Origin of the sequence: Enterococcus sp. AZ050 (genome assembly GCF_051715085.1) — a bacterium.
Taxonomy (GTDB): Bacteria; Bacillota; Bacilli; order Lactobacillales; family Enterococcaceae; genus Enterococcus; species Enterococcus faecalis.
The window spans coordinates 2,837,505-2,860,543 of sequence record NZ_JBIOTC010000001.1; the positions used below are offsets into that span (position 1 = coordinate 2,837,505).

Below are 23,039 nucleotides of genomic sequence, written 5' to 3' on the forward strand. Positions count from 1 at the left end.
GGAGAAAATAAATGAAGCTGTTTGAACGCATTCATCAAGATACTGAAATTCGACAAATTTATGATGCAATTGGTCAAATGGAAGATGAAGAAGCTGGGTGGGCATACCATAATTGGTTTCATGTAACCAATGTCGTAGCCATGACGGAAATGATTTTGAAACAACTTGCTGTTTCAGAGGAGTATTTAGAGGCGGCAAAAATTGCGGCACTGCTCCATGATGTGGGTGCGCTACAAGGAAAAGCAGGACATGCACTTCGTGGGAAACAATTTGCAGAAGCATATTTTCGTAAGCAAAAGATTTGTTTGCCTTATCAAGAAGAAATTTTATCTTCTATAGAAAATCATAGTAACGGCTTTGATTCGGAAGAGTTAATGACACTAGCGCTAATCATTAGTGATAAATTAGATATTACAACCTCTCGTGTTGCAAAGGCTGGTTATTTCGTGCCAGGAATGCGGCAATTTCAATTTTTAAAGAAAATTGAAATTATGCTTTCAGAACAAGAGGTTTGTGTCTCGTTTACGGCAGAAGAAGAACTGGATTTAGAAGAATTAAATGCGTTTTATTTTATGCCAAAGGTTTTCAAAGCAATTGCCGCTTTTTCAGGAAAAATCCAACGCCGACCAATCGTTTTATTGAATAATCAAGAATGGCCGGTACCAAAACAAAAAAATCCTTCAACTGTTCATTAACAGTTGAAGGATTTTTTTAGCGATAATTATTAAACTCAAGAGCCATTGGTAAATCTAATTCTCGTAAAAGAGCCATGACTTTTTGTAAATCATCCCGACTTTTTCCAGTTACCCGAATTTTGTCTTCTTGGATTTGTGACTTAACTTTAATCCCAGAGTTTTTGATAGCTGTGTTGATTTTTTTTGCATTTTCTTTATCAATACCACTGATTAAATCACCATATTGGCGAGCAGTACCGCCTAAGGCTTTTTCACTTTCTGAAAAATGAATATTTTTAATCGGAACATTGCGTTTGACTAATTTTCCAAATAAAATATCCTTCACTTGCTCGACTTTATAATCATCTTCAGCTACGACTACTAATTTATCGTTTTCCAATTTAATATCAGCAATTGACCCTTTAAAGTCAAAACGATTTTTCAATTCTTTCAAGGCAATTTGAATTGCGTTTTTGACTTCCTCCATATTGACCTCTGAAACTACATCAAAACTTGCTTCTTTTGCAGCCATGTAAAAACCTCCTAAAATATTCTTTGCTTCATCATATCATGAAATAGTAAAAAAGGTTAGGCTAGAATCATTTTGAATAGAGAAATAAGAAGATCAATTTTTAGGGATATCTTCCCGCATTCTTTCATGGAAACGTTGCAAAAAAATTTTTTTCAATGTTCGCTTTTAGCCCCTTTTCTTTTAGGATAGAACCTGTTATTCTAAGTCAGAAGAATAGCGAAGGAGCGAAGAAAAATGAGTCGATTGGTTAGTACTTACCAAAGGAATGAATCGATAAAAAAAATAGCAGTGATGGCGATAACCGCTTTGACTTCTGCGGTCGGTTTGAATTTCTTTTTGATTCCGGCAAAAGTTTTTTCGGCAGGGATGAACGGAATTGCGCAAATCATTGCTACATTATTATATACAAATTTAGGAATCCATATTAATACAGGGATTTTCATTTTATTTTTAAACATTCCCGTCTTCATTCTAGGGTTTGTAAAATTAGGGAAACAATCAACGATTCTTAGTTTCATCAATGTTATTGGTATTTCCGTTGTCACTATGTTTGTGCCAATCGTAACAGTCACAACGAATCCTTTGATGAACGCAATTATGGGTGGTGTCTTAGTCGGCGTTGGCGCAGGGCTTTCATTGAAAATGGGCTTTAACACTGGCGGCATGGACATTATTTCACTGATTCTTTCAAAAACAACAGGGAAAACAGTTGGTAATTTTATGTTCTTATTAAATGGTATTATTGTGCTGTTGGCTGGTTTTGTATTTAACTGGGAAAGTGCGTTGTATACTATTATTTCTATTTACTGTTTGAGTCAGGTGGTCGACATGATTCATACCAGTCACCAAAAAGTCACAGCAATGATTGTCACCACGAGACCAGAAGCCGTTGCCTTAGAAGTTTCTCAACAAATCGCTCGTGGCATGACCTTGTTGCCTTCAATCGGCGGCTATTCAGGTGCAGAAGGTCGGATGATTATGATGGTCATTACTCGCTACGAGCTCTATGATTTAGAACAAGCAGTTTACAGTATCGATGAGAATGCCTTTGTAAATATTTTACCAACACAATCGGTTTTAGGGCGTTTTGCCAATGAAGATGAACAACGGATTTTTCATAGTACAGGAACATTTCCTGAGCTTCAATCCTACAAGGTGAAACGTTATCCACCAAAGAAAAAATTAAAATAGCAAGTCGGCCTTCAGGTCCCAAAGTCTTAACGGGAAAACTGGAGGTTTTTTTATAAAAATGAAGGTTATGTGAAAGAATAGACAAAAATTTTCTGAAAAAGGGAATTTTACTAGAAAAGTGTCAGGAATTCTGCTAAAATAGAACCGTTGGTTAGGGAACACCTAACAAATAAAGTTTTTAAAAACTTAGGAGGAATTTTTTATGCCAGTAGTATCAGGAGCAGAATTCTTAAAAGCAGCACGTAAAGGCGGGTATGCAGTAGGTGGCTATAACACAAATAACTTAGAATGGACACAAGCGATTTTAGAAGCAGCAGAAGCTAAAAAAGCACCAGTTCTAATCCAAACATCAATGGGCGCTGCTAAATACATGGGCGGCTACAAAGTAGCTAAAGACATGATTACTAATTTAGTAGACTCAATGAATATCACAGTTCCAGTAGCAATTCACTTAGACCACGGTGACTACGAAGCTGCTTTAGAATGTATCGAAGTTGGCTATACTTCAATCATGTTTGATGGTTCTCACTTACCATTCGAAGAAAACTTAAAATTAGCGAAAGATGTAGTTGAAAAAGCGCACGCTAAAGGTATTTCTGTCGAATGTGAAGTTGGTTCAATCGGTGGTGAAGAAGACGGAATCATCGGTACTGGCGAATTAGCTGATATCGAAGAATGTAAACAAATGGTTGCTACAGGTATTGACTACTTAGCATGTGGTATCGGTAACATCCATGGTCAATATCCAGAAAACTGGAAAGGTTTAGCATTTGATCACTTACAAGCGATTGCTGAAGCTGTCGGTTCTGATGTACCTCTAGTATTACACGGAGGTTCTGGTATTCCTCAAGAACAAATTGAAAAAGCAATTTCAATGGGTATCTCAAAAGTTAACGTAAATACAGAATTCCAATTATCATTCGCTAAAGCAACGCGCGAATATATTGAAGCTGGTAAAGATTTAGAAGGTAAAGGATTTGACCCTCGTAAATTATTAGCACCAGGTAAAGCTGCAATCATCAAAGATGCAGAAGAACACATTGATTGGTTCGGTTCAGCTAACAAAGCTTAATCAACTAGTTACGTTAAAGACAGCCACAGCACGTGGCTGTCTTTTTTATTTTTTGTTATTTTTTCATTCTATTAAAATACCTGAGAAGTTTTCTTTTTTCTTAAGCTTGATTATGATAGAATGATTGGGTAGTTTATTTAGAAAACGTATATTACAGATAGGTGAGAATATAAATGAAAAAAATCGTAATCAATGGGAATCGTCCATTAAAAGGCGAAGTAACCATTAGCGGCGCCAAAAATAGTGTGGTCGCTTTAATTCCAGCTGCTATTTTAGCAGATTCGCCCGTGACTTTAGATGGCGTTCCTGACATTCAGGATGTTCACTCATTAATTGAAATTTTAGAAATTATGGGTGCTAAAATTACTTTTGAAAATAATACATTAATTATTGACCCAACAGAAGTTGTTTCTGTGCCAATGCCAAAAGGAAAAATCAATAGCTTACGTGCATCCTATTATTTTATGGGCTCACTTCTTGGTCGATTTGGGGAAGGCGTTGTCGGCTTACCTGGCGGTTGTTACTTAGGCCCTCGTCCAATTGATTTACATATCAAAGGATTTGAAGCATTAGGCGCTCATGTAACCAACGAACATGGGGCGATGTACTTGAGAACAGACGAAGCTGGCTTACAAGGAACCCGAATTTTTATGGATATGGTATCTATTGGCGCTACAATCAATGTCATGTTAGCCGCAGTTAAAGCCAAAGGCAAAACGATTATTGAAAATGCTGCGCGTGAGCCAGAAATTATTGATATTGCTACATTATTAAATAACATGGGTGCAAAAGTTCGAGGAGCTGGAACGGATGTTATTCGGATTGAAGGAGTCGAAGAATTACATGGCTGTCGTCACTCGATTATTCCAGATCGAATTGAAGCTGGGACTTATTTAGCTATGGCAGCAGCTATGGGTGAAGGAATCAAGGTTCGAAATGTTATTTATGAGCATTTAGAAAGCTTCATTGCGAAATTGCAAGAAATGGGCGTTAAGATGACAATTGAAGAAGACATGATTGAAGTTCATCCATCACATGATCTGAAAATGACGACGGTGAAAACCTATCCGTATCCTGGTTTTGCCACAGACTTGCAACAACCGTTAACGCCATTACTTTTAAAAGCACAAGGAACTGGTGAAATTATTGATACGATTTATGCTCAACGAAATAAGCATATCCCTGAGTTGGTGCGGATGGGGGCTGATGCTTCGGTTGAAGGCAATATGATTATCTTAAATGGCCCAAATCAATTGCACGGTGCAGAAGTAGTCGCCTCTGATTTACGGGCAGGCGCTTGCCTAGTCACTGCCGGCTTGATGGCTGAAGGTACGACCACTATTTATAATGTAGAATATATTTTACGTGGGTACGACCACATTATCGAAAAGTTAACTGCTTTAGGCGCTGATATTCAAATGCTAGAAACCGAAGAACAAGAAGGTCCGTTTGAGGTGGATCAATGAGCGACTATTTAACAATGGCTGAATTGGAAAACAGTACGTTAAAAGATATTTATGCATACGCGAAAGAGTTTAAAATTCCTTATTATAGCCAAATGAACAAAAAAGAATTGTCTTTAGCTGTGATTCGTGCACAAGCTGAGAAGCAAGGGTTTTTCTTCATGGAAGGAATTTTAGATATTGTTTCTCAGGATGGTTATGGCTTTTTGCGACCAATTAATTATGGACCAAGTGCAGAAGACATTTATATTTCTTCTTCTCAAATTCGTCGTTTCGGATTGAGAAATGGGGACAAAGTAGCTGGCAAGGCGCGTCCGCCAAAGGAATCAGAACGTTACTATGGACTCATGCATGTTGAAAGTGTCAATGGGAAAGATCCTGAAGAAGCGAAAGAGCGGCCACATTTTCCAGCGCTAACACCGTTGTATCCTGAAAAACAATTAACGTTAGAAACAACGGCTGGCAGATTATCAACACGAATGATTGATGTATTTGCCCCAATTGGTTTTGGGCAACGTGGTTTAATTGTAGCGCCGCCAAAAGCGGGAAAAACAAGTGTTTTAAAGGAAATTGCTAATGGGATTACAGAAAATCATCCTGATGTGGAATTGATTCTGTTGTTAATTGACGAGCGCCCTGAAGAAGTGACTGATTTAGAGCGAAGCGTTAAAGGCGATGTGGTTTCTTCAACTTTTGATCAACAACCACAAAATCATACGCGAGTTGCTGAATTGGTTCTGGATCGAGCAATGCGCTTAGTTGAAGACAAACGGGACGTAGTTATTTTAATGGACAGCATCACTCGTTTAGCAAGGGCCTATAATTTAGTGGTCCCGCCTAGTGGTCGAACCTTAAGTGGCGGAATAGATCCAGCTGCGTTTTTCAAACCTAAACGATTTTTTGGTGCTGCCAGAAATATCGAAGAAGGGGGCAGTCTGACTATTTTAGCCACGGCATTGGTGGATACAGGTAGCCGAATGGATGATGTCATCTATGAAGAATTCAAAGGTACAGGCAACATGGAGCTCCATTTATCTCGTGAATTAGCAGAACGCCGTATTTTCCCAGCAATTGATATTAAAAAATCAAGTACACGAAAAGAAGAGTTGCTAATGACACCAGAACAACTAGAAGAAACGTGGAAATTGAGAAATAATATGTCAGGAGACTCGCTGGAATATACGGATCAATTCATAAAAATGTTGAAACGGACCCAAAATAATCAACAATTATTTGAAGTTTTCCATGATGTTTCGTTTGGCAAACAAATTAAAAGAAATCCAAAAAGATAATTGCATACCAACTGAAAACATGGTAAGATAGCATTGTTGTATACCGACAAAATAACTCTGATACAGCAAATGGATCAGGGCAAAGGAGCGAAAAAACGTATGAAACAAGATATCCATCCAAATTACCAACCAGTAGTATTCATGGATTCAACAACAGGTTTCAAATTCCTTTCAGGTTCAACTAAAGGATCTTCAGAAACTGTTGAATGGGAAGATGGCAACACTTATCCATTATTACGTGTTGAGGTTACTTCAGACTCACACCCATTCTACACTGGTCGTCAAAAATTCACACAAGCCGACGGACGTGTGGACCGTTTCAACAAAAAATACGGTCTCAAAGACGAAAACGCAAATCCAGACGCATAGTCTTTCAAAACATTGTTATGACAAGGTTTATAGAGGTTTTCCACTGTGGTGGGAAACCTCTTTTTTTGTTGGATAGGCAGTTTTAAATTCAGAGAAATTATTTAAATATTATTTTATTTAACTGAAAGTATAGCTAGTCCGTATACCGTATAATTTAAATTATTTGGATAGTATACATATTGTAAAGTGCAATTGTCTTTTTAGAATCTTTAAGGTATAATTTGTTTTAATGAGTTTATATGTAAGCTTTTTCTTTTTAAAGACTTTGATCATATCTTTTTTATAAGAAAACTATTGTTTGTGAAAGGATATAAAAGTGCTAAAACAATTGTACTTAACAGTATTAAGATGGAGACCGTACAAGCATAAAAAAGTAAAAATTGTGTACATAATGAGTTTCCCAAGAAATGATGGACATTTAATTGAACAATTAGAACAACACTATCACGGAATGATAATAGTACTTTATACAAAAAATTGTCAATCATACGCAGCATCCTTAAATCAAAAAGGCATAAAGACGATACTTTTTGATAAGAAAACTTTGTTGATTACAACGGCGATTTCATACTTGAAGTCAGCGCCGTTAATTTTTGTAGATAATTATTTTCCAGAATTGGCAATTTTAAAAAAAAAGCAAGTAGTTATCCAATTATGGCATGCTAATGGGGCTTTAAAACAGTTTGGCTGGGGTGCTTATCACACGAAACATAGAAGTAGCAAGGATCAAATCAGGTTTCAAAAAGTTTACGATAAAATGAATTATTTTATCGTTAATTCACTAAAAATGGAAGCAATTTTTAGAAACAATTATCGTCTCGAGAATGCTCAATTTTGTCATTTTGGTTCGCCGCGTCTTGCTTATCTTGAAAAATTAGAGGTAGGAGAAACAAATCAGAATAATAAAGTTTTATATGCACCAACTTACCGAGAGGGAATGAATGAAATGATGCTTGTGATAAATCAAGCAATAAAGGCTTTTTCTGCTATGCCAAATTTTCATTTTTATATGAAATTACATCCATCAATCCAGTTAGATGCCATTGAACTACCGAGAAATGTTTCTATTTGGGAAAAGCATATTTTTGAAAGCTTTAGTGAAATAGGCTACTTGATTACTGATTATTCGAGTGTGGTCTTTGAATACATGCATGTTAAAGAGCAACCGAACATTTTATTTTTTTGTCCAGATTTAGAAAAATACGCATTAAATCCTGGAATTGAGCCTGATTTTTTTGAATATTTACCAGGACCGTTAGTTGAAAATGAAAAACAGTTGATTGTGGCATTGTCAAATTTTTCAATAAATAGTTATAAAGATAATATTACTAGAATTAACGAAGAATGGAATCAATATCAGTCAAAAGAGACCATTAATAAAATAGTAGAGTTGGTAGAGAGAATCTTGGGGGGATTTTGTGAAAAGTAAGGTACGCACTGAATATATTGGGGGATTACCAGTTGACGTATTAACACATCAAGAAATTATGGATGACTTAGAAAGTTATCTCAAAGCTAAAGAGAAAATGATTGTAACTAGCGTTAATCCGCAGATTTCATTGTTAGCATTTGAACATCCAGAAGTTAAGTTATATTTGAAAAGAGCAACTCATCGGATTGCAGATGGGATAGGTGTGGTCAAGGCATCGAAGCTAATGGGTGGGTCTATTCGTGAAAGAGTTACAGGAATTGATGTCATGGATAATTTTTTAGAGTATGCAAATCAACATAAGGAACGAATCTTCTTGTATGGTGCAAAGCAAGAAGTAGTTGAAGCAGCAGCTAAAAATATTCAACGACAATATCCAGGGATTGTTATTAGCGGTATTTTACATGGCTATACAAAGAAAAAACAGCAAGAAATTGTGGAACAAATTAACAAAGCTGAACCAAGGTTTGTCTTTGTAGCATTAGGTTCACCGAAACAAGAGATTTTTTTGGAACAAACAATTGATCACCTGACAGCTAATGTATTTTTAGACGTAGGCGGTACTTTTGACGTATTAGCTGGATCAGTAAAAAGAGCGCCAGAATTTTATATAAATCACAATTTGGAATGGTTATATCGTTGTTTGACAATGAAGAGATACGATCGGTTAATGCAAATTCCTAAATATATTTATTTGACTATTAAGTATCGGAACAACAAGTCTAGGGGGCAGTAAATGATTATTTTGTTTATTTGGGAAAATGACTTAGACACAACTTTTTATATCGTGAAAATAGAGAAAGATGAGAAGTTCATTTTACGAGTACCACCTATTCACAAACTAAGTAAATTTGTTCAAAATAATCAATGGAATAGTTTGATAGAAGAATTAAGAAAATTGTCTTCATATGAAGTAACTGAGTACATAATTATAAAAAAAGCAATGCTTTTTTCGTATCTTTTTGAAGACGATAAAGAAATTGTTATTTCAAATCAAAGTGAGCGGCATCTAATAGATCAAAATGGCAAAGAATGGTTTTTACCAAAAGGAAAAGTTGCTGTAAATCAAGAGGTGCTTTCAGAATATCTTCGTTTTAGTCATTCAGATGCTGAACGTTCATTTGAGCATCAGGAACACATTTTTCGTTTAACGAAAATTAAATTATTAAAAGATAAAAATCCGTTAAAATTGCAAAAGCAGTTAAAGCAATTAAAAAAAGCTACAACAACGTCTTTCTCTATAAAATCTCTGAGTAAGTTATTACTAATTTATACTGCTACAGAAAATAAAAAATTTGATCGAAAAACCATCAAAGTCAATCAAGAGTAGCCTTTTTTCTATTCATAAAAATTGATAATTAACGAAGAAATATCAAAGTACAAATGGAGGTTTTTATGAAAAAAATACTTACTTACGGCACATTTGACCTCCTACACTATGGTCATATTAATTTGTTGAAAAAAGCGAAACAACAAGGGGACTACCTGATTGTTGGACTTTCAACAGATGCTTTTAATTTAGAAAAAAAGAAACAAAGTTATTTTTCATATGAAAAACGTAAACAATTATTAGAGGCAATTCGTTATGTTGATTTAGTTATTCCTGAAACTAGTTGGAAACAAAAAGTTTCCGATATTGCTGAATTTAAAATTGATACTTTAGTCATGGGCGATGATTGGCAAGGGGCTTTTGATTTTCTAGAAGTTGAAACAACCGCAAAGGTTCTTTATTTGCCACGAACGCCAGAAGTATCAACCACACAGATAAAAAAAGAATTATATTATAGTGAATAATAAAAAGTCTCCTTGGTATTTTTCAAGGAGACTTTTTTCAAGATTATCCTTCCCAAAAGTCAAAGATTGATCAGCATTGTTTCGCTGATTTGTTAGACTAGTAGGTACATTCAGCTTTATAAAGGAGATCTTGAAGAAATGAGTAGAAAAAAAGTTGGTGTTTTCTGTCTATTTCTGTTTTTCACATTTTTTATTATTGTTCCAAAAGTAGAAGCTACAGAAGAAATGAAGACTAAATTTACAGTAACGCCTGTTTTACCAGAAAATCAAGTGTCAGGAACATCTAGTTATTATGATTTAATTCTGGCACCAAAGCAATCTTCCACTATTGTCTTAGACATAAAAAATAAGACAGACGAAAAATTGTCCATCGTATTGACTCTAGCAAATGCATCAACAAATGATAATGGTTTGATTGTGTACAATGATTTTGATAAACCACTTGATTCATCGTTAAAGGTTCCGCTGACAGACTTGGTTACTTTAGAAAATGAGGAAGTGAGTGTGCCGCCTCATCAAACAGTATCAGCAAAGATGAAGGTGAAGGGACTTGATCAGCCTATCAAAGGAGTTGTTTTGGGCGGGGTTTATGCGCATCTCAAAGATGAAAAAACAGAGGAAGAGAACCAAACAACGGGATTAACCAGTCGCTACGGGTTTAATGTTGCGATTGCCATGAGGAGTGCTGCGAATGTTCCTTTAACAGAGGTGAACCAACTGAAATTAGCGAAAGTAACACCTACAATTGCTTTAGGAGCCAAATCGCTAAAGGCGGTCATTCAAAATCCATATGCTGCTATTTTTCCAGAAGTTCGTTTAGAAGGTCAAGTGATAAAAAAAGGATCCTCTAAAAAAATTGCACAACGGACACTAAAAAATGTTCGCTTTGCCCCAAATAGTTCCATGAATTTTCATCTTGATTTGGGTAAACAACCGCTAGATGCTGGGACTTATATATTTACAGGACGTGCTATTTTACAACAAGATGAACAACAGTCTTGGCCTTTTCAACAAGAATTTACGATTAACACTCGTGAAGCAAAAAAATTGAATCAAGAAGCTACGGTCAAATGGGTCCTACCCACATGGTGGTTACCGACTTTCTACACGTTGTTAGTAATCACAATTGGGGCAATTTATAGTGTCATTTGGCGCAATAATTATCAAAAAACAAGCGAAAAGGAGAGTGAGAATAATGGCTAGTTGGTTTTGGTTGTCTGGCGGTTTAGCGGTCATTTGTTTTATGTTTTTCCTCTTTTCTTTGGTGACTAGTATGAGTTTTATTCAGCATGCAAAAGAGCCCAGAAGTATTCTAAAAGAAACGCTTTTAAGTTGGTTAATGCTTTTACTTAGTGGTGGCTGGATTGCAATCGGACTATTGTTATATTTTTCGCTAAAGAATCAATAAACAAAAACGAGCATTCATTGTTAGATAACCGTGAATGCTCGTTTTTTTGTTTTAGGAAAATGCTCTTTAGCAACTTGCCAGATTTCATTGGGCAACCTGACTGAAATTGTTAAATTGTTCTGTCGAAACGACAAAAAAGTGGTAAACTAAACGTGTATGTTAGTTATTTAATCAAAAGTAATGTATCCGCTTACTTATAAAATGGAAACGAAGGAGCATATTGCAATGACAGAAAAACTTTTAGGAAGTATCGAAGCCGGTGGCACAAAATTTGTATGTGGCGTTGGGACAGATGATTTGACCATCGTAGAACGTGTCAGTTTTCCCACAACAACCCCAGAAGAAACAATGAAAAAAGTAATAGAATTTTTCCAACAATATCCTTTAAAAGCGATTGGGATTGGTTCATTTGGTCCGATTGATATTCACGTTGATTCTCCTACGTATGGTTATATCACTTCTACACCAAAATTAGCTTGGCGTAACTTTGACTTGTTAGGAACTATGAAACAACATTTTGATGTGCCAATGGCTTGGACAACGGATGTGAATGCTGCGGCATATGGTGAGTATGTTGCTGGAAATGGGCAACATACATCTAGTTGTGTATATTATACAATTGGAACTGGTGTTGGCGCTGGAGCGATTCAAAACGGTGAGTTTATTGAAGGCTTTAGCCACCCAGAAATGGGGCATGCGTTAGTTCGTCGTCATCCTGAAGATACGTATGCAGGAAATTGTCCTTATCATGGAGATTGTTTAGAAGGGATTGCAGCAGGACCAGCAGTTGAAGGTCGTTCTGGTAAAAAAGGACATTTATTGGAAGAGGATCATAAAACTTGGGAATTAGAAGCTTATTATTTAGCGCAAGCGGCGTACAATACGACTTTATTATTAGCGCCAGAAGTGATCATTTTAGGTGGCGGCGTCATGAAACAACGTCATTTGATGCCGAAAGTTCGTGAAAAATTTGCTGAATTAGTCAATGGATACGTGGAAACACCGCCTTTAGAAAAATACTTGGTGACGCCTCTTTTAGAAGATAATCCAGGAACAATCGGTTGCTTTGCCTTGGCAAAAAAAGCTTTAATGGCTCAAAAATAACCATTTATTCGTAGTTCATGCATTATATTTGAAGGAAATGGCTAAGAATGATACTCTTATTATGTAATTAATTATTTAGGAGGGATTAGCATGGCAGATTTAAAAGGACGTTTTGACGATGCAAAAGATAAAGTAGAAGGTACTGCAAAAGAAGCGCAAGGCAAAGTTACGGATGATAAAGGCAAAGAACTTGAAGGAAAAGCTCAATCAACCTTTGCTGACGTAAAAGACAAAGCACGTGATGCCGGCGACGACCTTAAAGAAGGCGCTGAAAAATTAACTGATAAAGTTAAAGAAGGCTTTGAAGACTTAAAAGACAAATTTAGTAAAGATAAATAAAAATTAACAAAAGAGCGTGGGCTTACGTTGAAATAACGTAAGCCCACGCTCTTTTGTTTAGACATCAAATCCTTGTTTTTGCAAGAAAATTTTTACTTCTGGGCGACGATTATAAGAAAAATAGGACAAAGATTTCTGTGACCAATCCGCTGTTTGGGCGTTACTTGAGCGGCTGGCATAATAATCTTTTAATAATTCATCATATGTGTGCATATCTGTCAATTTGTCTGATTGGTAGTGATTTTCACTTAAAATATTTTCAAAAGGCATCCGTGGTTTTACACCATTTAACGTTTCTGGTACACCGATTGTTAATCCGAAAAGTGGTACAGTTAATTCAGGCAAAGATAAGCGTTTGGCTACTGTGTCTAAGTCATTTCGAATGCCGCCAATATAACAAATCCCTAAATCCATAGATTCAGCCGCAATGGCCATGTTTTGCGCAGCAATCGTTGTATCAACGGCAGCTACTAATAATGATTCTGGTGTCTTTAAGGGTTCCAATGATTGCCCCTCTTTTGACAAAATCGTTGCATGACGATACAAATCAGCAACAAAAACATAGAACACACCAGTGTTAACGACATAGTCTTCACAATTCGCTAAACGTCCCAATTCTCTGCGTAGCTCAGGATCTTTGATTTCTATAATTGTATAAGCTTGTAAAAAATTGGAGCTTGATCCTGCTTGAGCTGCAGTAATTAACTGTTGTTTCTGCTTGTCCGTTAACGCTTGCTTTTTAAAATGACGAACGGAACGGTGACTTAGTAATTGTTCGATTGTTTGATTCATAAAAAACCTCCGTTTAAATTAAGAAAGAGAACAGAAAAACCCACAGCTTAATAGTGGGTTTCTCTGTCGTTAATTGCTAAAGATTACAGAATACGTTCAAATGGATCTAAACTAATTCCTTGGTCTAAGACGATTTTTGCGTATTCTTTCGCTGCAAATAAAGAATGATCTTTGTAGTTTCCGCACTCTTTTGCAGAGACTGCTGGAACAACTTCTGTATTGATTACTTTGTTTAAAACGTTGACTAATGCATCACGGATTTCTTGTGGTGAATGTTGATCCCACATAATCATATAAAAACCAGTGCGGCAACCCATTGGCGAAATGTCAATGATTCCTTTTAATTCATCACGCATGTTAACTGCTAATAAATGTTCCAACGTGTGTAATGCGCCTGTTGGTAGGGCATCTTTGTTTGGTTGTAAGAAACGTAAGTCATATTTTTCGACTAACGCATCACCATTTTGTTCTGTGCCAGCAAGGCGAACATATGGTGCTTTTACTGTGTTGTGATCTAATTCAAAACTTTCTACGCGTGCCATGAAATTTCGCTCCCTTTATAATTAAATTCGTTTTAACTATAACAAATTTAAGTCAAAAGTCAATGGATAGTCCTTTGATGGGTAATAGTTTTAAAATATCATGGGAAAATAAAAAAATCATTTTTTTGACTATGTAGGTTTTTTCAATACTATGGTAAAATAGGACAAGTAGCTTTTACAAGAAGGTAAGAGGGGAGTATGAAAATATGGGAAAAGAATATCATGTTGCCGTGGTAGGAGCAACAGGTGCTGTCGGGACAAGAATGATTGAATTGTTAGCAGAAACAAGTTTGCCAATTGCCAGTGTGAGGTTATTGGCGTCTAAGCGTTCTGCTGGACAAGAGATTCAGTTTAAAGGGCAACCTCTTATCGTGGAAGAATTAGTCCCGGAATCATTTGAAGGAATCGATTTAGCATTATTTAGTGCTGGTGGGAGTATTTCCGAAAAGTTTGCACCAGAAGCAGTTAAGCGCGGAGCTGTCGTTGTTGACAACACTAGCCATTTTAGAATGGCAAAAGATGTTCCTTTAGTTGTTCCGGAAGTGAACCCGGAAGCCTTGAAAAATCATCAGGGAATCATCGCAAATCCCAATTGTTCTACGATTCAAATGATGGTGGCCTTAGAACCAATTCGGCAAGCGTTTGGCTTAGAACGAATCATCGTTTCAACGTATCAAGCTGTGAGTGGCGCAGGTATCCGTGCAATTAATGAGCTAAAAGAACAAGCCGAAGATTTTTTAGAGGGAAAACCTGTCAGCGAATGGTCAGCTGAAATTTTACCAGCTGGCAGTGACGAAAAACATTGTCCAATTGCTTTTAATGCGTTGCCTCAAATTGATGTTTTTTCAGAAGCAGGGTATACCTACGAAGAATGGAAAATGATGAATGAAACAAAAAAAATCATGGGAGACAACAAGCTAAAAGTCGTTGCCACCTGTGTCCGTATTCCGGTAATTTCAGGACATTCTGAATCTGTTTATATAGAAGTGAAACAAGCAGATGCATCGGTCTCAGCCATCCAAGAATTAATGGCGCAAGCTCCAGGTGTAATTTTGCAAGATGAGCCAAGTGAACAACTATATCCACAAGCGCTAAATAGCGTCAACCAGAAAGAAACATTTGTCGGCCGTATTCGTCAAGACGTTGACGTGAAGAACGGTTTCCATTTATGGATTGTGTCAGACAACCTATTAAAAGGAGCTGCTTGGAACTCGGTCCAAATTGCTGAAACGCTACACGAAATGAATTTGCTTCGTGTACCTGAAAACGACTAGAAGGTTTGTATTGTATACTCGGGAGGGAATAGGATGGATTTAACGAATGCAACAATTATTACGGCAATGGTTACGCCGTTTCAAGAATCGGGAGAAATAGATTTTGATAAACTACCGCAATTGGTAGACTATTTATTGGCCAATCATACAGAAGGCGTTATTTTAGCAGGAACAACTGGTGAATCACCCACGTTAACTCATGAAGAAGAATTACAATTATTCCAGCGAATTATTGAACTGATCGATGGACGTATTCCGATTATTTGTGGTGTAGGTACGAATGATACACGTGACTCAGTCGCTTTTGTGAAAGAGTTAGCGACAATCGCTGGTATCGATGCTGTTTTGGCGGTTGTTCCTTATTATAATAAACCAAATCAAGAAGGTATGTATCAACATTTTAAAACCATCGCAGAAGCAAGTGAACTGCCAATTATTTTGTACAATGTTCCTGGTAGAACGGCTGCATGTCTAGAAGTGGAAACTACTTTGCGCTTAGCACAATTGGAAAAAATTGTGGCAATTAAAGAATGTGCAGGGTTAGATGCAATTACTGAGTTGATTGAAAGAGCGCCAAAAGACTTTCTAGTGTATACTGGAGAAGACGGGTTGGCTTTTGCCACCAAGGCACTTGGCGGACAAGGGGTTATTTCGGTAGCCAGTCATGTCTTCGGTTCGTCAATGTATGAGATGTATCAAGCGCTGGAGCAGGGGAACTTGCCGGAAGCGGCTAAAATTCAACGACAGTTATTACCAAAAATGAACGCATTGTTTTCAGTGCCTTCGCCGGCACCCGTGAAAGCGGCCTTAAATCATTTAGGTATTCCTGTTGGAAATTTACGTTTACCTCTAGTTGCTTGTACACCAGAAGAAGAGCAAAGAATTATTCGCACGTTAGAGATTTAAAGAACGTGTAATCATAGAGAGGTGAAAAGAGTGAGTACAATAAAAATCGTTCCATTAGGCGGCGTTCGTGAAAATGGAAAAAATATGTACGTTGCTGAAGTGGAAGATGAAATTTTTGTACTGGATTGTGGATTACAATATCCAGAGAACGAACTTTTAGGAATTGACGTCGTCATTCCGGATTTTACGTATTTAGAAGAAAATAGTGAACGAATTGCAGGGGTCTTTTTAACACATGGCCATGCTGATGCAATTGGGGCCTTACCGTATTTGCTTTCAAAAATTCAAGTGCCTGTTTTTGGGACAGAATTAACGATTGAACTAGCAAAACTAAGTGTCAACAGTCATGCGGAAACGAAGAAATTTAAAGATTTCCATGTGATTGACCCGCATACAGAAATTGATTTTGGTCAAGCAACGGTGAGCTTCTTTAAAACAACGCACACCATTCCAGATTCGATTGGCGTTAGCATCAAAACAAAAGAAGGCAACATTGTTTATACTGGTGATTTTAAATTTGATCAAAGTGCGATTGAGATGTATCAAACCGATTATGGCCGCTTGGCTGAAATTGGGAAAGAAGGCGTCTTGGCGCTACTTAGTGATTCATCAAATGCTGAAAACCCAGCCCAAGTTGCATCGGAAGCCCAAATCGCTGATGAAGTGTTCGACACGATTCGCTATTGGGAAGGACGAATCATCGTGGCATGTGTGGCAAGTAATTTGCAACGGGTCCAACAAGTATTGAATGCAGCGGATCGTTCTGGTCGTAAAGTCGTTTTGACAGGCCAAGATTTTGAACGGATTATTCGGACGGCGATGAAATTGGAAAAATTACAATTGCCAAGTGAAGATCTATTAGTGAAACCAAAAGAAATGAAAAAATATGCACCCGAACAGTTATTAATTTTAGAAACAGGCCGGATGGGAGAACCTATTAAGTCACTTCAAAAAATGGCTAATAATACACATGGTGTCGTTCGAATTGAAGAAGGCGATTTAGTTTATATTACGACAACGCCGACAACGGCCATGGAAACAACGGTTGCCAAAACAGAGGATATTGTCTATCGGGCCGGTGCTACGGTGAAGCAAATTTCCGACAATTTACGTGTGTCTGGTCACGCTAATCCGAATGACTTGCAATTGATGCTGAACTTAATGAAACCAAAATATTTCATTCCTGTCCAAGGTGAATACCGCCAGTTAGCTGCGCATGCGGACTTAGCACACGAAATTGGCATGCCTTATAAAGATATCTTTATTACAGGTCGTGGGGACATTCTAGAGTATACAAAAGGTAGAATGTCGGTAGCTGGCAGCACAACGGCCGAAAATATTATGATTGACGGGATTGGTGTCGGCGATATTGGTAATATCGTTTTACGGGATCGTCGTATTCTTTCCGAAGATGGTATTTTTGTGGCTGTTGTGACAATTAATCGTCGAGAAAAACGAATTGTTTCACCAGCTAAAATTACTTCTAGAGGTTTTGTTTACGTTAAAACAAGTAAAGACCTAATGAAAGAAAGTAGCAATATTGTTACAGAAATTGTTGAAAAGCATTTAGAAAGTGACGATTTCGAATGGAGCAAACTGAAACAAGAAATCCGCGAAAACTTAAGCCGTTATTTATTTGAACAAACCAAACGTCGTCCTGTGATCTTACCAGTTATCATGGAAGCGACGCAACGCAAGCGTCCCAAAAATAACGCATAGTTCGTCCTGATAAAAGCAGGTGATTTTAGGAGAAATTCTTCTAAAGTCATCTGTTCTTTTTTGTAACTTTCTTCTATAAATATGGTACTATTAATCAGAGCGCTGAATAAAGGAGGCGATTTTAGTGGAAGAGATTGTGTTGTTCCATACCAATGATCTTCATTCTCACTTTGAAAATTGGCCCAAAATACGGCGTCTGGTTAAAGCCAAACGTTCGCTGTACCAAAAAGAGGGCAAAACAGTCGTAACCATTGATTTAGGTGACTTTTCAGATCGGTGTCATCCTTTGACCGAAGCAACAGATGGTCGAGCAAATGTAGCTATAATGAATACATTAGCGTATGACCTGGTTACAATTGGAAATAATGAAGGAATCGGCAATTCAAAGAAACAATTAGAGCATTTATATGATCAGGCAACATTTGAAGTGGTCTTAGCTAATTTAGAAGAACCAAAAACCCAAACGTTACCAGATTTTTGTCAAGCATATAAAATTATGACAACTAAAGAAGGCACAAAGTTAGGGTTTATTGGCTTAACCGCACCATTTCCTTTAACGTATAATCCCAATGGCTGGACAATCAAACAAGTGGAAGCAGTCCTTCCTCAACTGATTACAGAAGTTGCGCCTCAATGTGATGTTCTCATTTTGCTTAGTCACTTGGGGATAGATACTGATTTTATGATTGCGGCGAATTATCCTGAAATTCAAGTGATTTTAGGTTCCCATACACATCATTTATTTAAAGATGGTGAAAAAATTAATCATGTGCAACTAGCAGCTGCTGGCAAATATGGACAGTATATTGGTGAAGTGCATCTGTTTGTGGATGCCGACACGAAGCAAGTCACAAGTTATGCGAAAACCATTGAAACAGCAAGTTTAGAAGAGCAAGCAACGGATGCCAAGGAAATTGCGGGTTACTTAACGGAAGGTCATCGACTATTGCAAGCGCAGCAAATTGCACAAATCCCTGAAACCTTGTCAACGGACTTACGGCAACCGCATGCCTTTATAACTGTTGCCTTGAAGGCGTTAAAAGAAGCGGGGCAGACCGAAGCGGCTGTGTTGAACAACGGGTTATTTTTAGCAGATTTACCAGAAGGAATAATCAATGCAGACCAATTACATGAGGCCTTGCCTCATCCAATGCATTTAATCAAGGTTACCTTGAAAGGGTCAGACATGAGCCGTTTGATTCGTGAAATGGAAAAAAGTCGTCAATTTCTGCGGAAATTTCCGATTCGCGGGATGGGCTTCCGCGGGAAAATTTTTGGCGAATTATGTTATGATGGGATTCGTTTTGAGCGAAATAGCCAGACCGTTTTTTGGCAAGGGAAACCTATTCAGCCAGAGCAGAAGTATACGCTGACAACAGTGGATCACTTTCAATTTGTTCCGTTTTTCCCAACGATTGAGTTAGTTGGAGAAGTCGAATTTTTATTTCCAGACGTTTTAAGAACTGTCGTGGCGAACTATCTGCATGCCCACTATCCAATCAAATAAAAACAAGGTATAATAAAAACTAGGTGGTGAAAAAATGACAGACAAAAAGACAACCGAAAAAAAAGAAACAGAAACTGCTGCAACCTTTACAGAAGAACTAACAGCAGTTCTTGAAGAAATAAAAGAAGAACCTGTAAAAGAAAAGAAAAAAGGGGAAATTGTCACCATTGTGAATGAAACAGATATTCAAATTGGTGAAAGAGAGTACCGAATTGTTAAAAATCATCGTGATGCCTTTGATCCTGAACGCTTAGGTGAACGGTTTAGTGAAGTATTAGCTCGTTATGATTATATCGTAGGAGACTGGGGCTATGAACAGTTACGCTTGCGTGGCTTTTTTGATACTTCTAATCGTCGGGCAGCGCCGGATCAACGCATTGATACACTAGAAGACTATTTGTATGAATATTGTAATTTTGGCTGTGCCTATTTTGTAATTGAACGAACAGGGGAACGTAAAGAAAAAACAACGCATCGTCGTCGTCGCCATAAAAAAAATAATCGTTCTAACGCGTTTGTCGAGGAAAAGAGTGCGCCCGCTAATAAAAATAGCAAGCCAGTGATTCGTACGAGAAAAGAAGAAAATAAAAAAACGACTACACCCAAACAGCCTAGTCCCAAAAAATCTGGCAAAGGCTTTACGATTCGTCAACGTGAGGAGTAAACAGAGTGAAAAAAGACTATCAAGGATATTTAATTGATTTAGATGGAACGATTTATTTAGGAAAAGAACCAATTCCAGCCGGAAAACGTTTTGTCGAGCGGTTACAGGAAAAAGATTTGCCTTTTTTATTTGTAACGAATAATACCACTAAATCTCCTGAAACAGTGGCACAACGTTTAGCAAATGAATTTGATATTCATGTCCCAGCATCCCTTGTTTATACAGCGACTTTAGCGACGATTGATTACATGAAAGAAGCCAATCGGGGCAAGAAAGTCTTTGTCATCGGCGAGGCTGGTTTAATTGACTTAATTTTAGAAGCAGGTTTTGAATGGGATGAAACAAATCCTGATTATGTTGTCGTGGGACTTGATACAGAATTATCTTACGAAAAAGTGGTTTTAGCTACCTTAGCCATTCAAAAAGGGGCGTTGTTTATTGGGACCAATCCAGATAAGAACATTCCGACAGAAAGAGGCTTATTACCTGGTGCAGGTTCAGTTGTGACGTTTGTGGAGACAGCTACTCAAACAAAACCAGTTTATATTGGCAAACCAAAAGCGATTATCATGGAACGAGCCATTGCGCATTTAGGCGTGGAAAAAGAGCAAGTGATTATGGTTGGAGATAATTATGAAACCGATATTCAATCAGGGATTCAAAATGGTATTGATAGCTTGTTAGTTACATCAGGTTTTACCCCTAAGTCAGCTGTTCCAACTTTGCCAACGCCACCAACCTATGTTGTTGATTCCTTAGATGAATGGACTTTTTGAGTATGATGAGGTCGAAATTGCGTTTAAGGGAAACACTTGGACTCATTTGTTTGTTTTTAACGATTGTGGCTTTAAGTATCACGATCACGATTAATTTTCGTCCATTGTATCTTTTTGATATCCAACACTTAAATATTTTAAAAGACGTAGAGGTTGATCGTGTGACCTTGATTAAAAATTACGATCATTTAATGATGTACTTAAACAATCCTTTTGAAAAAACATTAGTATTTCCTGACTTTCCAATGTCTGATAGCGCGGCTTTTCATTTTTATGAAGTGAAAAAATTATTTTTATTGTGCTATGGCGTATTACTAGTTACGTTGTTGCCTAGTGTCCTTTATTTAAAATATTTGGTGAAAAATCAGCGTTTATGGACATTGATACGGCCATTTCAGTGGGGAATGTTTTTGCCTGTGCTTTTTGGCTTTTTCATGCTGATTGGCTTTGATCAATTTTTTATTGCGTTTCATGGATTATTTTTTAACAACGATGCTTGGTTATTTAATCCGCTGACTGATCCGATTATCAATGCCTTACCTGAAGCCTACTTTATGCATTGTTTTATCTTGTTTTTTATTTTATTAGAAGGCCTGTTTTTGATAGGTATTTTAATCGGAAAACGTTCTTTAAAAAAATAAAGAGAGAAAAGTGAACAATTCCAAAATTGCTCGCTTTTCTTTTTTATTCAATCTAGTTTTAAAAACTAGATTGAATAATTGTCAAAAGTATGATATTCTTTTTTAGAAATGGTTAGGAGGGTTTTTATGGACGAGATAGAAAAATCACTACAAAATTGGGGCCAACAATTGGAAAACGTTCATTTGCCAAGATGGCATGAGTTACCAGATATTGAATTATATATGGATCAAGTGATTACTCTGATAGAAAAATACTTATCCCCATTGATTACACTGGAAAAACATACTTTGTTAACGTCCTCAATGGTTAATAATTATGTCAAACACGGGTTAATCCCGGCCCCAGTGAAAAAGCGCTACAATCAAAAGCATTTAGCGTTTTTAATTGCGATTACGTTGTTGAAACAAGTGTTAACATTGCCAGAAATTAAGCAAGGCATTTTATTCCAAGGAGCTACGGTTGGTATTCGTGAAGCGTACAATTTATTTTGTCAAGAACAGGAACGAGCGATTTATGTGATTGCTGCTCAAGCGCAAGAAAAAGAAGTTCAGGCCAAATCACAAGAACCTATGGGGATTGAATATTTGGCTGTAAAAGCAGCGACAATGTCTTTTGCTACTAAAATGTTTAGTGAAAAAGTGATTGAATTGGAACAAGAATACTTAAAAGAAATGGATGAGATGACACATGAATAAAGAAAAAATCGCACTACTAGTTGATTCTGGGACAGATGTTCCAGAGGCATTAGTCAAACAATACGGCATGTATGTCTTGCCCTTACAGATTATTTATCCTGAAAAAACCTATACAGATAAGGTAGATATTACACCAGAAGAAGTGTATCAACGTTTAGAGAAAGAAATCCCTAGTACTTCATTACCTGATGGTGCAACAATCCAAGCTATTTTTGACAAAATTAAAGAAGCGGGTTACGAAAAAGTCTTAGCGGTGACCATTTCTAGTGGTTTAAGTGGAACGTATAATGTAGTTCGCTTGCTTGGAGAACAAACCGAAGGACTAGATGTATTTGTTTTAGATACAAAGAACATTGGTATCGGGGCTGGCATTCAGGCGATACGAGCAGCAGAATTAATTGAAACAGGATTAGGATGGCAAGAATTACAACAAAAATTAACAGAAGAAGTAGCCAACGCAAAAGTATTTTTTAATGTAGCCACTTTAGAATATCTACAAAAAGGTGGACGAATTGGTTTAGTCACTTCTATTTTAGGGAATGCGCTAAAATTAAACCCCATTATTTCTTGTAATGAAGAAGGCATTTACTATACGGTGGCTAAGTCTCGCGGCCGTAAAAAAAGTCTTGATAAAACGTTTGAGTTGGTGACGAACTTTATAGGTGAGGCACCCCGTTTCCGTTTGGCAGTCGCTCACGGTGCGGCAGAGGAAGAAGCAAAAGCAATGATGGAACGCTTGAAAGCAGCTTTTCCACAAGCAGAAGAAATTTACTTTGGAACAATTAGTCCGGCATTAGTTGTTCATACAGGACCAGGACTTTTAGGTGTTGGCATACAGTTATTAAATGATTAATT

General features: G+C 37.2%; 26 protein-coding genes. 23 read left to right on the plus strand and 3 right to left on the minus strand.

Annotated features, from left to right (window positions below):
* The first annotated feature begins 11 nt into the window (after nucleotides 1–11).
* A complete protein-coding gene (locus tag IGJ04_RS14005) occupies nucleotides 12–695 on the plus strand; it encodes an HD domain-containing protein (protein WP_002380173.1) in 684 nt (227 codons plus the stop codon).
* Nucleotides 696–711: 16 nt separating this feature from the next.
* On the opposite strand, the gene IGJ04_RS14010 is transcribed toward IGJ04_RS14005, so the two are convergent.
* Complete coding sequence (locus IGJ04_RS14010; RefSeq protein WP_002357974.1) at nucleotides 712–1,206, minus strand: YajQ family cyclic di-GMP-binding protein; 495 nt, start codon at nucleotides 1,204–1,206, stop codon at nucleotides 712–714.
* Nucleotides 1,207–1,440: 234 nt separating this feature from the next.
* On the opposite strand from IGJ04_RS14010, the gene IGJ04_RS14015 reads away from it, so the two are divergent.
* The 13 genes from IGJ04_RS14015 (at nucleotide 1,441) to IGJ04_RS14075 (ending at nucleotide 12,667) form a co-directional block, all read left to right on the plus strand.
* Complete coding sequence (locus tag IGJ04_RS14015; RefSeq protein ID WP_002381974.1) at nucleotides 1,441–2,397, plus strand: YitT family protein; 957 nt, start codon at nucleotides 1,441–1,443, stop codon at nucleotides 2,395–2,397.
* A gap of 202 nt (nucleotides 2,398–2,599) precedes the next feature.
* On the plus strand, nucleotides 2,600–3,469 hold the full coding sequence (locus IGJ04_RS14020; protein WP_002357972.1) for a class II fructose-bisphosphate aldolase: 870 nt from the start codon (nucleotides 2,600–2,602) through the stop codon (nucleotides 3,467–3,469).
* Nucleotides 3,470–3,642: 173 nt separating this feature from the next.
* Nucleotides 3,643–4,935 (plus strand): UDP-N-acetylglucosamine 1-carboxyvinyltransferase, encoded by a 1,293-nt coding sequence (locus IGJ04_RS14025; protein WP_002357969.1) that lies wholly within the window; start codon nucleotides 3,643–3,645, stop codon nucleotides 4,933–4,935.
* Nucleotides 4,932–6,224, plus strand: a complete 1,293-nt coding sequence (gene rho / locus IGJ04_RS14030) for a transcription termination factor Rho (protein ID WP_002357968.1) — start codon at nucleotides 4,932–4,934, stop codon at nucleotides 6,222–6,224. Before IGJ04_RS14025 ends, rho begins: the two co-directional genes overlap by 4 nt.
* 99 nt (nucleotides 6,225–6,323) lie before the next feature.
* Nucleotides 6,324–6,593: a type B 50S ribosomal protein L31 gene (locus IGJ04_RS14035; protein ID WP_002357967.1), complete on the plus strand. Its 270-nt coding sequence runs from the start codon at nucleotides 6,324–6,326 to the stop codon at nucleotides 6,591–6,593.
* Between the two features lie 316 nt (nucleotides 6,594–6,909).
* The gene (gene tagB, locus IGJ04_RS14040; RefSeq protein ID WP_002363731.1) at nucleotides 6,910–8,022 is read left to right on the plus strand and encodes a teichoic acid biosynthesis protein TagB; all 1,113 of its coding nucleotides are present in this window, start codon (nucleotides 6,910–6,912) and stop codon (nucleotides 8,020–8,022) included.
* Nucleotides 8,012–8,758 carry a WecB/TagA/CpsF family glycosyltransferase gene (locus tag IGJ04_RS14045; RefSeq protein WP_002360559.1) on the plus strand — a complete coding sequence of 249 codons (747 nt, stop codon included), beginning with the start codon at nucleotides 8,012–8,014 and terminating at the stop codon, nucleotides 8,756–8,758. Before tagB ends, IGJ04_RS14045 begins: the two co-directional genes overlap by 11 nt.
* Nucleotides 8,759–9,352, plus strand: coding sequence for a hypothetical protein (locus tag IGJ04_RS14050; RefSeq protein WP_002363732.1), 594 nt, complete (start codon nucleotides 8,759–8,761; stop codon nucleotides 9,350–9,352). It abuts the gene before it with no gap.
* A gap of 53 nt (nucleotides 9,353–9,405) precedes the next feature.
* Nucleotides 9,406–9,816, plus strand: coding sequence for a glycerol-3-phosphate cytidylyltransferase (gene tagD, locus IGJ04_RS14055; protein ID WP_002384695.1), 411 nt, complete (start codon nucleotides 9,406–9,408; stop codon nucleotides 9,814–9,816).
* Nucleotides 9,817–9,954: 138 nt separating this feature from the next.
* On the plus strand, nucleotides 9,955–11,019 hold the full coding sequence (locus tag IGJ04_RS14060) for a DUF916 and DUF3324 domain-containing protein (protein ID WP_002363734.1): 1,065 nt from the start codon (nucleotides 9,955–9,957) through the stop codon (nucleotides 11,017–11,019).
* Entirely contained in the window at nucleotides 11,012–11,224 is a 213-nt protein-coding gene (locus tag IGJ04_RS14065) for a hypothetical protein (RefSeq protein WP_002379337.1), read from the plus strand. Before IGJ04_RS14060 ends, IGJ04_RS14065 begins: the two co-directional genes overlap by 8 nt.
* 225 nt (nucleotides 11,225–11,449) lie before the next feature.
* Entirely contained in the window at nucleotides 11,450–12,328 is an 879-nt protein-coding gene (gene scrK / locus IGJ04_RS14070) for a fructokinase ScrK (protein ID WP_002361643.1), read from the plus strand.
* Nucleotides 12,329–12,418: 90 nt separating this feature from the next.
* Complete coding sequence (locus IGJ04_RS14075; RefSeq protein WP_002357962.1) at nucleotides 12,419–12,667, plus strand: YtxH domain-containing protein; 249 nt, start codon at nucleotides 12,419–12,421, stop codon at nucleotides 12,665–12,667.
* Between the two features lie 57 nt (nucleotides 12,668–12,724).
* Here the strand turns inward: IGJ04_RS14075 and nfsA are convergent, their stop codons facing one another.
* Both nfsA and IGJ04_RS14085 read right to left on the minus strand, forming a co-directional pair.
* The gene (gene nfsA / locus IGJ04_RS14080) at nucleotides 12,725–13,459 is read right to left on the minus strand and encodes an oxygen-insensitive NADPH nitroreductase (protein WP_002360554.1); all 735 of its coding nucleotides are present in this window, start codon (nucleotides 13,457–13,459) and stop codon (nucleotides 12,725–12,727) included.
* Nucleotides 13,460–13,542: 83 nt separating this feature from the next.
* Nucleotides 13,543–14,001, minus strand: coding sequence for an S-ribosylhomocysteine lyase (locus IGJ04_RS14085; RefSeq protein ID WP_002357960.1), 459 nt, complete (start codon nucleotides 13,999–14,001; stop codon nucleotides 13,543–13,545).
* A 206-nt stretch (nucleotides 14,002–14,207) separates the two neighbouring features.
* Here IGJ04_RS14085 and IGJ04_RS14090 point away from each other — a divergent pair, with 206 nt between their 5' ends.
* From IGJ04_RS14090 to IGJ04_RS14130, 9 genes are all read left to right on the plus strand, one after another.
* On the plus strand, nucleotides 14,208–15,275 hold the full coding sequence (locus IGJ04_RS14090) for an aspartate-semialdehyde dehydrogenase (RefSeq protein WP_438840305.1): 1,068 nt from the start codon (nucleotides 14,208–14,210) through the stop codon (nucleotides 15,273–15,275).
* Nucleotides 15,276–15,308: 33 nt separating this feature from the next.
* Nucleotides 15,309–16,181 (plus strand): 4-hydroxy-tetrahydrodipicolinate synthase, encoded by an 873-nt coding sequence (gene dapA, locus IGJ04_RS14095; protein WP_002361644.1) that lies wholly within the window; start codon nucleotides 15,309–15,311, stop codon nucleotides 16,179–16,181.
* Nucleotides 16,182–16,211: 30 nt separating this feature from the next.
* Nucleotides 16,212–17,900 carry a ribonuclease J gene (locus IGJ04_RS14100; RefSeq protein ID WP_002357956.1) on the plus strand — a complete coding sequence of 563 codons (1,689 nt, stop codon included), beginning with the start codon at nucleotides 16,212–16,214 and terminating at the stop codon, nucleotides 17,898–17,900.
* Nucleotides 17,901–18,024: 124 nt separating this feature from the next.
* The gene (locus IGJ04_RS14105) at nucleotides 18,025–19,407 is read left to right on the plus strand and encodes a bifunctional metallophosphatase/5'-nucleotidase (RefSeq protein WP_002365512.1); all 1,383 of its coding nucleotides are present in this window, start codon (nucleotides 18,025–18,027) and stop codon (nucleotides 19,405–19,407) included.
* Between the two features lie 34 nt (nucleotides 19,408–19,441).
* Nucleotides 19,442–20,071, plus strand: a complete 630-nt coding sequence (locus IGJ04_RS14110; protein ID WP_002357954.1) for a YutD family protein — start codon at nucleotides 19,442–19,444, stop codon at nucleotides 20,069–20,071.
* Between the two features lie 5 nt (nucleotides 20,072–20,076).
* Complete coding sequence (locus tag IGJ04_RS14115; RefSeq protein ID WP_002380180.1) at nucleotides 20,077–20,847, plus strand: TIGR01457 family HAD-type hydrolase; 771 nt, start codon at nucleotides 20,077–20,079, stop codon at nucleotides 20,845–20,847.
* Nucleotides 20,835–21,488, plus strand: a complete 654-nt coding sequence (locus tag IGJ04_RS14120; RefSeq protein WP_023894546.1) for a TIGR01906 family membrane protein — start codon at nucleotides 20,835–20,837, stop codon at nucleotides 21,486–21,488. Before IGJ04_RS14115 ends, IGJ04_RS14120 begins: the two co-directional genes overlap by 13 nt.
* Before the next feature lie 126 nt (nucleotides 21,489–21,614).
* Nucleotides 21,615–22,184: a DUF1836 domain-containing protein gene (locus tag IGJ04_RS14125; protein WP_002357951.1), complete on the plus strand. Its 570-nt coding sequence runs from the start codon at nucleotides 21,615–21,617 to the stop codon at nucleotides 22,182–22,184.
* The gene (locus tag IGJ04_RS14130; RefSeq protein ID WP_002357950.1) at nucleotides 22,177–23,037 is read left to right on the plus strand and encodes a DegV family protein; all 861 of its coding nucleotides are present in this window, start codon (nucleotides 22,177–22,179) and stop codon (nucleotides 23,035–23,037) included. The genes IGJ04_RS14125 and IGJ04_RS14130 overlap by 8 nt, the downstream gene beginning before the upstream one ends.
* The last annotated feature ends 2 nt before the right edge of the window (nucleotides 23,038–23,039 follow it).